Origin of the sequence: Virgibacillus sp. NKC19-3 (assembly GCF_019837165.1) — a bacterium.
Lineage (GTDB): Bacteria > Bacillota > Bacilli > Bacillales > Amphibacillaceae > Virgibacillus_L > Virgibacillus_L saliphilus.
Genome location: NZ_JAGYHC010000001.1, coordinates 872,757 through 885,659 on the forward strand (window position 1 = coordinate 872,757; position 12,903 = coordinate 885,659).

Sequence of the window (12,903 nt, forward strand, 5' to 3'; positions counted from 1 at the left end):
GAAGAAGAAACGAACGAAACGATTATAGAGGCTGATGAAAAATGTGTAAGCAGGAGAACAACATAATAGACCGATAAGAAAATGGGAGATTTGACAGATGAACATAACCTTGAACTAGAAAAAGGATAACTAACATTTTGAAGGAAGTGGAGAATGTGTCTAATTCTGAAAAACGCTGGAGAAGATTTTATTTGATTTTAATGATTTTTATATACGTTGTTTTTGTGCCGGTAACTGTAATTGAGTGGCTGGCAGGGACGGGAGGATTCCCAATCACAGCCGTAGTTGTCGGGGTAGGACTTCCTTTAATGAGAAAGAATCATTTGAATTCAATCCGGGAGAAAGAAGGAAAAGACGCTGTTTGAAGGTAAGGGAGCTGTAATGAATAAAAGAGAAAGAGTACTATCCAGTACTGGTAAAACATAAAAATGGCTTGAAGTACGATTTCATTTTGAATTTCAAAATGATGAATGCATAGAATGAAGGGTTTGAACTTAGGTATGAGGCAATGGAGAAGGCTGCAGAAATGGCGGATGAAGAAGAAATAAACGAGCTTGTCCAACAATCGGATGAAAAATTTATGGAAACAGCAGAAAAAGCTCAAATAGCTGATGAACGATTAGTGAAAATGGCTGAAGAGCATAATGTGGAGTTGAATGGAGAATAAGCGTAGTATCCACTGGAATTTATAATCTCCTTTTCTTCTTAAATTCTATTATTCCTAATGGCGGGAGAGGAAGAAAGCGCGGGATTTACAAAAAGCGGGAGCGTGTAACGCAATGAAAAAATGGAAAAGCAAATTTAAAAATGAAGAAGGTTCGGCGACGATCGAATTCTTAGGCATAGTCCCCTTGGCACTCATACTATTGATGATTCTGATTCAATTTATTGTGGGCATAAATGGCGTGTTGGTCACACAATCTGCAGCAAATGAATATGCCAATGTATATTCGATTACGAAAAGTCCGGAAGAAGCACAGCAGGCTGCGAATAACATACTATCTTCTACAGGAGATTATCTGCAAATGAATGAAATTACTACACCCGCAGCAGGTGCGAAGGAATTTGAGACTACGGTTAGCGTAAATCTTAATATGGTATTTCTACCTGATTCTATCTCAGCGCCTTCTATTCCCTACTCCACAACAGCTTATGGCAGGGTGATTGAATGATTAAGAAACTAAAGGCGCGTTTTCATAATGAAGATGGAAATATCATTCTATTCGTACTCGGAATGCTTAGCATTATTATGATACTTTTTGTTTTTGTTCTAAACATGGGGATGGGATTAGCTGTAAAGGAGAAGTCCGGGACAACAGCCAATCAGGCAAGCATGGCAGCTAGTAGTGTCTTTTATGAAGAAGTCAGGAAGATTGTTTTTGATTATGAGGATGATACGCTAGAAGGAAAATTGCAAGCCTTTTTTGAAGATATTGAGGAAAAAGTGGATGACAAGGTTAGCGATTTATCCGGAAGCTTTACATACAGCGATTGGTCCACAAATGAAATCGAATTGGAAGCTTTCGATCTTGTCTTAAAAGAAGAAATTGATACGCCGGTTATAAGAGAAAAGCTGAATGAATTGCTCGAAGAAGCAGATATTGAATCACAAGTCATTAATAAAGCAAGAGAAGCCATTGTCCAAAATGGTGGTCAGTTAGATGGAGCCGAGTTGACGATAGAAAATAATAGAATTCATGTAAAAGCGGCTAATGAATTCGAATCTACTTCCTATGATGGCATGATGGCCGGAATAAGTGAAAATATTTATCAGGAATCAGCGGGTCCGGAAATTGATTTTCTGGAAGATGTATGGAATACGAGTAATACAGTTCAACTAAATTAAGTGGAGGGATTGTATGTTTAAGTCAGAGAAAAAATTAAGAAAATTATACGGAGCCCTTATGATTTTTATCTATGGTATTTTCACACCAATTACAGTCTATGAGTGGTTGTTCACGGATGGTGGCTTTCCGTTAACTGCTGTAGTAGTAGGGGTTGCTCTTCCAGTGATGAGAAAGAACCACTTGAATCAGGTCAGGGAAAAAGAAGGAAAGGAACCCATTTAGGCGTTTAAGTTGTTTGATAGCTAATAATTACCGCAATTGGACCATAGAATTATAAAATGAACATGTAAATATTTCCTACAGTGTTTCGTTTTCACGGTTATTTGTAGTATTATTGTATTAATTATGTAAATTGGAGGTTTAGGATGATGGCGAAGAAATTAACACTACTACTTGCTACATTATTTTTAACTGCAGTAGTGATTAGTGGTTGTGGTAGTGAAGATGCAGAAGAAGCGGAGGCAGATGCAGAACCGGCTGCTGAAGAAAATGAGGATGAAACGGAAGAAGATGAGGAATCAGAGGAGCCGGAAGAAACCGAAGAAGAAATGGAAGTAGGCGATGAAGAAGAGGAAGCTGAAGATTCGGAAGGTGACAGTGATTTTGAAGCGTTAATTACATATATGGAGGATGAAACAGAAGGTACTACCAAAGTTATGTATGAAAATGATGAATCACAAGAACATGATATGGAAGGTGTGAATGTATCTTTAGATGGTTACACACTAGTTGAATTAACAGATTTTCATACCAACTATGAAATTCCCTTTGATGATCAAACGGATGGCGGCGTTATTATTGCCAAGTATACGGTGAAAAATGATACAGATGACGATGTTTCGTATATGCCCACTTTCGATATGACGTACGATGGAGCAGAAAAAATGATAAATAATTACAGGGAGTTATTGCCAGAAGATGAACAACTTCCCGTCATGTTATCTCCAGACGATGACTATATGATTGATGCCGGGGATGAGGTAACTGGCTATTATACATACCCGTTTGGCCAAGATCGTTTAGATGATGTCATGGATAAAGGAACGGTCGATGTTGAAGTTCCACAACCGCAGCAAGATCCGGACGACTTTTCCAGTACATTTGGTGAGGATGGACGATTTGAATTTACCCTTGATCAGGATAGTTCCGATGAAAAAGAGGAAAAGGATGGTCAAAACTTCTACGAAGACAAAGTTACAGCAGACAATATGGGCGATAAAACAATGTTGAAAGAAAAAGATGGGATAGATGAAAGCGAAGAACTGGGCGATATTACCGTTACATTAGATGGTTACCAATTCACGGAGTTCGAACCAAATGAAGAAGAGGCGCCACGCTTCGAAGACTTTAGTGAAGGGGTTGTTCTGTTAACTGTAAAATTTGCTATTGATAATGAAAATGCATCCGAAGTAGGCCATAGTTCCATCATGTCTACGTTAACGGTGAATGATGGATCACAATATATGATAAATGAAGGCATGTTACTTAATTACCGTAATGACGATATGATTGATTCTGGGGAATCAGGTGAATTATTACAAGTATATGTGTTAGATCAAGAACAATATGAGAAAATCTGGAAAGATAAAGCGTTTGAAGTTGAGGTCGGCCCAATGAAAGATCAGGAAGCACAAGATATATCCAAAGGAAAAGAGGCAACGTTTACTTTGCCGGAATAATAGATAGTAAGATTTCCTCTAATTATGGAAAATGGCCGAGCAGTAATTTGCTCGGCTTTTTCCATATAAATACAAGTGATTGTCAAGAAATAGCTGTCTTTGTTTACTGGAATAATCTATATAGTAGACTATCAATGAGCAAATGGTAGCGAAAGAACACGTTCACTCTTTTAATAGGGAAAATATTGAGGAGATTTACTTCGAAGGTTATAAGGACGAACAAGAAGAATTATTTAGAGAAAAGCATAAAGGAAGAATGAAAGATATCATTATCCGAATTTTTTAACCGATGATTAAAACGCTATTAGCATAAAAATATCAACAATTCTGGTTAAAAAGGACTTTATTAGAGAGATAAATATTGGCAAAGGGTGAAAAAACATTCCTTTCCTATTCAAGATGGGCTTGATTGGGCTGGGGATGCTATTTCCGGTGGTCTAGATGCCATTAACCCATTTGCCTGATGATTTTAAGACAGTACAAAGGGGTGGCAGCATGAAAACTAAAATAAGAAGTTTAGTAAAAAATCCGCGATACCGGCTATTACATGTCGGTGACAGTCACTATATCATAGATATGGGGAGCTCGTTTTGGAGAATAATTACTCCATTTTTTTCATGGATTTTCTCACATCGTATTTATAAAGTGGATGATGAAGAAATCGTCAAACAGTTGCAGGCTCCACCTAAGGAAAAAGCAGGATTTTCAGCAAATGCAGCGTATGGAGCAATAGGGTATTTATTGGTTCCACTAATTGGACCTGTATTAGATTATCTCGAATTTTCCATGCCTCTTTGGTTGAGTGTGGCACTTTTAGTAATATCTCTGTTTTCAGTTGTGCTTTTATTTCACTCTCTTTATCAAAGGTATGAAAAAAAATTGCACAAAATTGTCCAGCTTGCGTCGTTACCGCGGTATAAAATACGACTTCATCCCAAATCATTCGGACATGTTGTTAAAGTGTTTTTTATATATATGATTATGTTAAGTTTTTCAATATTTACTTATATAGGTTATATTTCCATACAAAATATTTTTTTGTTGTTTGGAGGATCGCTTTTTCTCTTTCTTGTATTTGCATGTAGCCTGTTCCCCGTAGAAGAAGAAATGACAACTGTAAAATTTCTGGAAAAACAAAAAAATGATTAATCAGTATGAATCCAAACGTATATCTGATTTAAAGCTAATATCGTGTTAAGATGAATTATTTTATTTTGCCATTAAATGTTGGACTAAAGAAGGCATATGATGTTGCCGAACGGAGGAGGAAGAAATTGAAGGGGTATGGTATGACTATTCTAGTTGTTTTTATCCCCAAGGATTGAATCCTCAAGAAGTATTCTATTTTAACGAAGAAAACATAGATGAAGTGGTTTTTGAAGGGTTTAAGGATGAAGAAGAAGAGGAGCGTTTCCAAAAGCTTTTCAAAGACTGACAGCAGAAAGAAAAGCCAAACATAAAAAAAGGAACTGTTACAGGGCTAATGGCATAAGTCATTGTAAAATAATTATGAAAGAAGCATATTATCCGTATGCTTCTTTTGTTACAAATTTTCTGCTAAAGAAGGAAGCGTTCCGATCAGGTGTGGATGTTAGTGAAACGGCCGTCATTCGAAGCAATTATTTACAAGACGTCCAAGAAGACGTAAATGAACTTTATGAAGATTTGACTTCTTTCACTAGTAAAGGCGTTGAAACAGATATTGGAGCAACCATGGGCCAGATAGAGACAGCAATGAAAAATGCACAAATAAGTGAGGGACAGGCGCGGTTTGCGGATTGTGAAGGAGCACCTCCAAGCAATGAGTTAGTGAATTTGTAGGAATATAATCAAGCCAAGAAAGAGAAACAGATTGAAAAAGTCAAGGAAGTTAAGGATGATGCTATTAAAAATATGGATGAACCGTCACAAGAAATATTAAATCAACTATATACTGACTTGAAAAACGGTGAGATTGATGAAGCAGAATTCTACAGTCAGTTGGATAACCTAAAAGATATACAAAGCGAGGAAGCAGCATTTAAAGGTTTGCAACAAAAGGATAAAGAACAACTTGTGGAGGAAAATGGAGAACTTGTGAGTGCTTTACAAACTGTGTTTGGAAATGATTGGTATTCAAGATTTACGGATATGGCATCACTAGCTGCACTTACAACTAATTTTTTCAAGCGATTTGACGACCAGGATTAGTAGCTGAATCTATTGGAAATGGGGTACAGTCTGGTTTGGATTAATTACAAGACGGTATAATGTCTTTTGTAGGATGAATATCTGGAACAAAGCTTAATCTTTATGAATGACTAAAGCAATAAACATTATGCAAAAAAGAAAGGAAAGGTTACATGAGAAATATATTCTCAGGCTCTTTTTCCCAAGTGGAAGACGCAATTAGTGAAAGCTTTGCAAAAAATTCAATTGATACCATAGAGAGGTTTTCTTTTGGAAAATCGATTATATTTATCATATTTTTTATGGGAGGTTTCTCAGCTTTATATGGAGTGAGTATATGGATGGGAGGCAATTTGGATACCGGAACAATTGTGCTTGATACGAATAATGAGTTCGTCCCATTTTTATCAAACATTTGGTATCCAATCTTACAAAGTACACTAATGGTAATTACTTTATTTGGAGGCTTATATTATAGGAAGAAAAACAATGTAAAAGGGTTTATTATTTATAATACTTCTTTTACAGTTTTTGTACTCCTGATTATGTTCTTATATTTTAAGTTTACACAATTAATCGTTTATTCTTTTCCATTGCGTATGGTGTATACTGTTTTATTTATCTTCTGTCTCGTTTATGTTTTTGTTCGGAGTTACCAGAACGCGAAAGAATTGGTGTTTGGGGAGAAAAAGAAAAGAAGTACCATCGTAGAATGGTTCAGCAGAAATAAGAAAAGTGTATTAAGTGTGTTGGCAGCCGTTGGTAGTCTGTATTATCTTGGCAAGGTTATTTTTCCTGCAACGGGAGACTTGGAAACTCGTTTAATGGGAGGGCTGATCGATTTTGTTCCGCTATCTGCCTGTCTAGCTATCCTAGGATTTTTGTATCTTAATAGTGTCGTTATTAGAAGCTACTACCTTAATAAATACTCCGAAGACTTCAGAATAAAATTCGGAGTAGACAAGAGCGAATGGTACGGGAAAAAGCATAAAGATAAGGATCATACCCATTTAAAAAATCAAGAGATGTAGTTTTTATGAAAACAGGACTGAATGAGAGATACGAATAATAAATAAATACAGTTTACTGAGGAAAGGAAATGTTACATGAGAAATATATTCTTAGGCTCTTTCTCCCAAGTGGAAGACGCAGTTAGTGAAAGCTTTGCAAAAAATTCAATTGATACAATAGAGAAATTTTCTTTTGGAAAAGCTTTTTTAGCTCTATCGTTTGGTCTTGGCGTCTTCTATGCAATATATGGTTTTGGTATATTTATGGGAAACAATATGGATACTGGAACAATTGTGCTTGATATGAATAATGAATATATTCCCTTCTTATCAAACATTTGGTTTGCGATCATACCGGGTATTTTAATTTTAATTACTATATTTGGTGGAGGATATTATAGGAAGAAAAATAATGTGAAAGCGTTTTTTATTTATAACACATTTCTTACAATGTATTTACTTCCATTTTTATTATGGACTTTTAAGGTGGCACAGTTATTTGTTTATTTTTTTCCATTGCGCATGGTATATACTGTTTTATTTAGCTTGTGTATCACTTATGTTTTTATTCGAAGTTACAAAAACGCAAAAGAAATGGTGTTTGGGGAGAAAAAGAAAAGAAGTGCCATCGTAGAATGGTTCAGCAGAAACAGGAAAAGTGTTCTAAGCGTTTTGGCTGCTATCGGCGGTCTGTATTTCCTTGTCAAGACTATATTTCCTTCTGCAGGAGATATGGAAACCCGTTTGATGGGAGCGTTGATCGATTTCGCGCCATTATTTGTTTGTTTGATATTTTTATTATTTCTGTATCTTAATAATGTCGTTATCCGAAGTTATTATCTTAATAAATACACAGAAGAATTCAGACTTAAATTTGGAATAGATAAGAGCGAGTGGTATGGAAAAAAGTATTTCTAATTGTAAAGTGTTTTTAATTTGATAGAAAATAAAATAGAGTTTTATCATTCAAAAGGGAAGCTTTTTCTCGGATTCATTTTTTCATTATTACTGGTTGTTTTTGGCACCTTAATAATGTATATTGCCTATATAGAAAAAGCTATACTACTTATCGCTTTGGCATTGTTTATTATTGTTTTATTTAGTTTCTTTACCATTGCGAATATATTGAAAGTTATCCGGGTTATCCTTATATCGCGATAACGGATGAATATCTTCAATTAGATTCATCTACGAAAAGTGAAGTAGCCATTTATTATACGGATATTGAATACATAAAGGTATCTGAAGTTTCCTTCCAAAGGATCTTCGAGATTGTTTTATATGACGAAGGTGATTATTTTGCTCAATTGTCCTTTCATAATAAAGTGAGATTATGTATGAATCGAGTAACTGGTTTTTCGCTATTCACGATTAACCCAAAAGCTACACGAAAACAAGATCGCTCTCGATTACTAGAGACGTTAGATTTGATTATGCAACAATAATTTAACAACGAAGCTTCAATCTTTGAAACTGCACAAAAACAAAATGAAGAAGGGTTTATTATAGGTTTGGAAAAAGAGGAAACAGCAGATTATTATTATGTTTTTGCATTACAGGATTTATCGGAAATGGCTATTGTTCCATATGCAGAACTTGGAGATGCAATTGAGGAAGAAGAACTTATTCTTTATTACCCAATATTAAAGAAGATTAACGGTACGCTCAGCATGATAGACCGGAAAATCATTGACACAGTAAAGCATCAAGTCAGGGGAGTAGAAAAAGAACACCTTTTGAGTGAGGACAGTAATTATATTTATTTAGGCGGAGATGATTCCCCATTAGCAGAAGGAATACAACGAATTCAAAAAGTGGAAGATTATATTGAAGGAACTGAACAAACTTATGCGGAATTCCAATTGAATTATGATGAAATAGCAGATGAACTAGGTATAGATTCAGTTGGAATTGGACGTTCAAAGATTGTGTATTTTAATGAAGACTTTATTGTTTTGCACTTGAAATATAAAGGTGCAATTACAGGGTCAGCGGGTTCAACAAATGTGATTATTGATTTGCAAGAAGACAAAGACAATCCAACCTATTATTTGGTGGATTTAAAATTGCTGCAAACGTAGGAAGCGGGAGTGATGAAGATGTTGCGCCAAGTTACAAAATTAATCCTTGTTATCATATGTCTTCTCCTTCTTACTGCGTGTGGAAAAGAGGATAAAGTGAATTATCAACAAGGACTTCCATCTGAAAATAATCCGGCGCTAACTGAATTCTTACAAGATCATATTTTAGGTTATGGATCTATTTTTCTATTTGAAGAAGGAGACACTTTTACGTATGCTATTAGGAACATGAATGAAAATGAAAATACAATAAATTATTTTCAATATACGTCATCAGAATTCAATCAATATGCGAATCGGATATTTTCTACAGAAGATCATGCACATGTTCTTCACGAATTATTTAATGGGAAAGAGAACCTTCAGGAAACAATAAATCATCAAGAAGACGAACGGTTACCTGATGTGACTTTGGAAGAAGGAAATGTTTTATCAATAAAAACAAGCCAGAATGAAACGAGCTTCTCCATATCTGATAATTTGGAGAAAGATATAGACGAAGAATTGCTAATGAATATATATCGGACAAACGAAGAAGGATTTATTTTAGAGTTGGAAAATGAAACTACAGGTGAGCTTTATTACTTCTTTGCTCTACATGATTTATCGAAAATGGACGTTTTCCAAGATACAGCACTTGATAACGCTATTGAGCAAGAGGAGTTAGTGCCTTATTATTCGTTATTAGAAAAAGTAAATGAGTCCCTAAGCGTTATTGACTATCAGGTGGTTGATACAAAAACACATCAACCATTTAGAACAAAAGTAGACGATACTTTTAGCGAGGATTACAAATACGTTTATTTGAATGGAGAAGTGGAACCGCTAACTGAAGGTACGCAAAAAATTCAAAAAGTAGAAGATTATATTGAAGGAACTAAACAGAATTATGCTGAATTTGAATTGAACTATGACGAGATAGCTGATGAACTTGATTTCGATTCAGTTGGCATAGGGATAGCAAAAATAGCATATTTTGATGAAGACTTTATTATCTTAAGCCTTCAATTTGATAGTGCTTTTGTGGGAACAGCAGGTTCAACTAATGTGATTGTCGATTTGCAGGAAGACAAAGGTAACCCAGCTTATTATTTAGTAGATTTGAGGTTGCAGTAAAATAGAGGAGGCAGGAGTAATGGATATATTGCGCCAAGTTACAACATTAATACTTGTAGTTATATGTCTCCTCCTTCTTTTTGCATGTGGAAAAGAGGGTAATGTGACTTATCAACATGGGTTCCCAACTAGAAAATAGTTGGATAGGTTACGCTTAATCAGGATTCGAAAGGAAAATCAAAAACTCGCAATGGAGAATGTTTAAAGCAAGCCGCGCTGATCATGAGACGAAAGTAGATGTGATTCGAAATAACGCTACAAATACTTGGTATCAGCAATGTGCGACGTCCTGCAAATTCCACGAAGTACGTATTACTATGAAGCAAAAGACCGGGAAAATAACGATGATGAACTGACAGCATTGGTTGTGAATATCTTCAAAGAAAGTCGCAGCATTTACGGTCAAAGAAAAATAAAAAAAGAACTTGAAAAACTTGGTTGGACGATGTCCCGTAGACGGATTGGCTGAATCATGAGGGAACAGGGCCTTGTATCTTATGATAACGCCGTCGCCGAAGAATGTTTAAGACCATTAAGACAGAATTTGTGAACGGCATCAATTTTCTTTGCCAACAAGCACTTGACCTTGAACTTTTCGATTATGTGAATTGGTTTAATAATATTCGAATTCATGGATCACTTGATTATTTAATACCAGCTGAATACAAGTTGATGTACTCTTGAAAAATTGTCCAGTTTAGTGTTGACACTCCAATTATTAATGGCGTCAAAGAGTGGTATGAAAACAGTAGGAAATAAATTTAAATAAGGGATATATGAATATGTTATTCTAAAGAAACGCTGGAGGAAATATGAAAATAAACCCTAAAACAAGACATCAGGATTTAGCTCAACATGTGAAGGAACAGCTAGGATTTATCTCTGTAGAGGATGTTAAATCCTCTGTAGTAGTAATGGTCCTTATTATATACGACGTACCTTTACTGTTAGCATTATTAAGTATATATAAATTGGAATTTTTATGGATTGTCTCGCCTTTTATTCTTATCCTTCATTTATGGGCAATCCGGCTGCTCATAAAAGATCCGTACTCTACACAGTTTGAGATGGTTTTATTTATGGGGATGTGGGGATCATTCGGTGCCATTTCCCTGTTTATTTTAATCCAGGGGATGTCGTACTATACTCTTCAGATCACTTCGCTATTTTATTATATCATTATGAATGTGGCGTCAATTGTGTTGATGTATATCTATGTAAGATACCAAATCAATAAATATGCGGGTGACCCGACGAGGGAACGGAAACGTAGTAACCAGTCAAAATATATGGGGCTGTTAACTGCTTCCCCTGCAATAGGATATATATTGGGACAAAGTATGCAGGAAACCACTGTATTAAAACATGTTTTTGCTACAGTTGTTATATACTTTTTTGTCATTCTTTTTATGTATATAGCATCAAAGTTTTTACATCGGTACTTTTTTATAAGAGCGAATATGGACTACGTCAATTATCATCCATACTCCAACAAGGAAAAGAACAAACTTAAGAAACAAGGAATGGAGATAAAATAATAGTCTTACTAAAAGATGGAAATAAATGCTTATTATTTATGGAAGAAAACAATTGGTAACAAAACTTCAAAAAATTTTAAGAAAAGTTTAAAAGTGCTGGAGTGAGATGATGGAAGGTAGTGACAACTTATCAACGGAGAGGTACATGGTGCATATTATTTTTGTTTTTGTATTGTTTGCCAGTGTTACACCAGTAGGCAATACTAGTGTGACGTTTAAAGGGTAAAAGAGCAGTAAGCTAACGTCTATATGAACCACAATGGAAAGTATCAAAAGTCAGCAGAGGGCATATTCATGTAACCAATTGGCGAATGAGTGATTATGGATAGTTGTTGAACTAATCTCCAACACTTTACTATCTGACAATTAAAGGATTGAGGCTGAAAGCCCCTTTACCTTCTTTTAACATACAGAAAATTTTGCTTAGTTATGAACGAATATGGTATATTAAACGTGGTAGTTACATTAGATAACGATGTTTTGGAAATAATGAATTATTCTTGTAGCTATCACTCGATTAAGATATTATGGCATTTTGTGCGCACGGTTTGCGCAAGTGTCAGTTAGCCTTTAAGGCAGGCGATTTATCCTTGCTTTTCTCAGGTTTAAGGAGGAAAAAACAATGATTCGTAAACTATCGTTGCTCTTATTTGTGGTTGGTTTCATTATGGTTGCTTACAATGGTTGGAATTATTTTCAGTCCACACAGTCGGTTCAGCAAATACCAGAGAAATCTGAAAAGGCAGAAGCAGCAGCTGTTGATATAACTGAAAAGAATATTCCGGAAAAAAGTGAAATGACAGTTGACCCATCAACGCTCAATTATGATATAGAAACAGGTTCAGAGGTAGCAACCCTAGATATTCCGGCGATGGATAAACGTTTTACAACGTATTGGGGAGCAGATGAGGCTACTCTTGATCAAGGCGTGGGGATGTATGTAGGCGAATGGACGACGGTTCCCAATCGTGAAGGTGGCCATACGGTATTATCCGGTCATCGTGACACTGTCTTTACTGGTCTAGACGAACTAGGCGAAGGTGATACACTGGAAGTTCATTACGATGGAGAGACGTTCGAATATGAAATCAATAAAACATGGATTACCGATGCCGAGGATCGGACAGTTATTGTCGAAAAAGAGGAGCCAACATTGACGCTGACAACATGTTATCCCTTTGATTACATCGGCTATGCACCCGATCGTTATATTGTGGAAGCTACGCTTGTTGAGTAAATGGACGGGGTGGAATGCATTCTCTATAGCAAACCGCTCTAATGTACTGTGTGCTAGACGAATGACTAAGGGTGTCGACTATTGAAGAACATTCCATTTACAGCGAACCACAGCGTATGATTGTCCAGCCCCCAAAAAATTGGAAAAGATATACATACTGTTTGAAATCAGCGAAAACTGTAGGATTTATATAATGAAGGGGAGTTTCCGTGGGACTTCCCTTCAT

Annotated in this window: 16 protein-coding genes and 2 pseudogenes; all 18 read left to right on the plus strand. The window is 35.8% G+C overall.

The features are described from left to right. Positions 1 to 155 precede the first annotated feature (155 nt). Positions 156 to 365: a hypothetical protein gene (locus KFZ56_RS04420; protein ID WP_222640504.1), complete on the plus strand. Its 210-nt coding sequence runs from the start codon at positions 156 to 158 to the stop codon at positions 363 to 365. Positions 366 to 508: 143 nt separating this feature from the next. Then, complete coding sequence (locus KFZ56_RS04425) at positions 509 to 667, plus strand: hypothetical protein (protein ID WP_222640505.1); 159 nt, start codon at positions 509 to 511, stop codon at positions 665 to 667. Between the two features lie 112 nt (positions 668 to 779). Continuing rightward, positions 780 to 1,172 carry a TadE/TadG family type IV pilus assembly protein gene (locus tag KFZ56_RS04430; protein ID WP_222640507.1) on the plus strand — a complete coding sequence of 131 codons (393 nt, stop codon included), beginning with the start codon at positions 780 to 782 and terminating at the stop codon, positions 1,170 to 1,172. Beyond that, on the plus strand, positions 1,169 to 1,846 hold the full coding sequence (locus KFZ56_RS04435) for a hypothetical protein (protein WP_222640508.1): 678 nt from the start codon (positions 1,169 to 1,171) through the stop codon (positions 1,844 to 1,846). The genes KFZ56_RS04430 and KFZ56_RS04435 overlap by 4 nt, the downstream gene beginning before the upstream one ends. Before the next feature lie 13 nt (positions 1,847 to 1,859). Beyond that, the gene (locus tag KFZ56_RS04440) at positions 1,860 to 2,069 is read left to right on the plus strand and encodes a hypothetical protein (RefSeq protein ID WP_222640511.1); all 210 of its coding nucleotides are present in this window, start codon (positions 1,860 to 1,862) and stop codon (positions 2,067 to 2,069) included. 146 nt (positions 2,070 to 2,215) lie between these two features. Continuing rightward, positions 2,216 to 3,526, plus strand: a complete 1,311-nt coding sequence (locus KFZ56_RS04445; protein ID WP_222640513.1) for a DUF5068 domain-containing protein — start codon at positions 2,216 to 2,218, stop codon at positions 3,524 to 3,526. 142 nt (positions 3,527 to 3,668) lie between these two features. Continuing rightward, a complete protein-coding gene (locus KFZ56_RS19985; protein ID WP_222640515.1) occupies positions 3,669 to 3,812 on the plus strand; it encodes a DUF4176 domain-containing protein in 144 nt (47 codons plus the stop codon). A gap of 155 nt (positions 3,813 to 3,967) precedes the next feature. Continuing rightward, on the plus strand, positions 3,968 to 4,675 hold the full coding sequence (locus KFZ56_RS04455; protein WP_222640517.1) for a DUF443 family protein: 708 nt from the start codon (positions 3,968 to 3,970) through the stop codon (positions 4,673 to 4,675). Positions 4,676 to 4,796: 121 nt separating this feature from the next. After that, positions 4,797 to 4,961 (plus strand): annotated as a pseudogene (locus KFZ56_RS04460) (DUF4176 domain-containing protein); the annotation flags it as partial. A 74-nt stretch (positions 4,962 to 5,035) separates the two neighbouring features. Next, entirely contained in the window at positions 5,036 to 5,347 is a 312-nt protein-coding gene (locus KFZ56_RS04465; RefSeq protein WP_222640519.1) for a hypothetical protein, read from the plus strand. Positions 5,348 to 5,419: 72 nt separating this feature from the next. Further along, complete coding sequence (locus KFZ56_RS04470; RefSeq protein ID WP_222640521.1) at positions 5,420 to 5,716, plus strand: hypothetical protein; 297 nt, start codon at positions 5,420 to 5,422, stop codon at positions 5,714 to 5,716. Positions 5,717 to 5,868: 152 nt separating this feature from the next. Further along, positions 5,869 to 6,726: a hypothetical protein gene (locus KFZ56_RS04475; protein WP_222640524.1), complete on the plus strand. Its 858-nt coding sequence runs from the start codon at positions 5,869 to 5,871 to the stop codon at positions 6,724 to 6,726. Between the two features lie 75 nt (positions 6,727 to 6,801). Beyond that, the gene (locus tag KFZ56_RS04480; RefSeq protein WP_222640527.1) at positions 6,802 to 7,623 is read left to right on the plus strand and encodes a hypothetical protein; all 822 of its coding nucleotides are present in this window, start codon (positions 6,802 to 6,804) and stop codon (positions 7,621 to 7,623) included. Positions 7,624 to 8,216: 593 nt separating this feature from the next. Further along, positions 8,217 to 8,786 (plus strand): hypothetical protein, encoded by a 570-nt coding sequence (locus tag KFZ56_RS04485; RefSeq protein ID WP_222640529.1) that lies wholly within the window; start codon positions 8,217 to 8,219, stop codon positions 8,784 to 8,786. A gap of 12 nt (positions 8,787 to 8,798) precedes the next feature. Next, the gene (locus KFZ56_RS04490) at positions 8,799 to 9,902 is read left to right on the plus strand and encodes a hypothetical protein (RefSeq protein ID WP_222640530.1); all 1,104 of its coding nucleotides are present in this window, start codon (positions 8,799 to 8,801) and stop codon (positions 9,900 to 9,902) included. Between the two features lie 154 nt (positions 9,903 to 10,056). Further along, a pseudogene (locus tag KFZ56_RS04495) lies at positions 10,057 to 10,586 on the plus strand (IS3 family transposase); the annotation flags it as partial. A 128-nt stretch (positions 10,587 to 10,714) separates the two neighbouring features. Next, entirely contained in the window at positions 10,715 to 11,440 is a 726-nt protein-coding gene (locus KFZ56_RS04500) for a hypothetical protein (protein ID WP_222640531.1), read from the plus strand. Positions 11,441 to 12,062: 622 nt separating this feature from the next. After that, a complete protein-coding gene (gene srtD, locus KFZ56_RS04505; protein WP_255584835.1) occupies positions 12,063 to 12,677 on the plus strand; it encodes a class D sortase, LPxTATN-specific in 615 nt (204 codons plus the stop codon). Positions 12,678 to 12,903 lie beyond the last annotated feature (226 nt).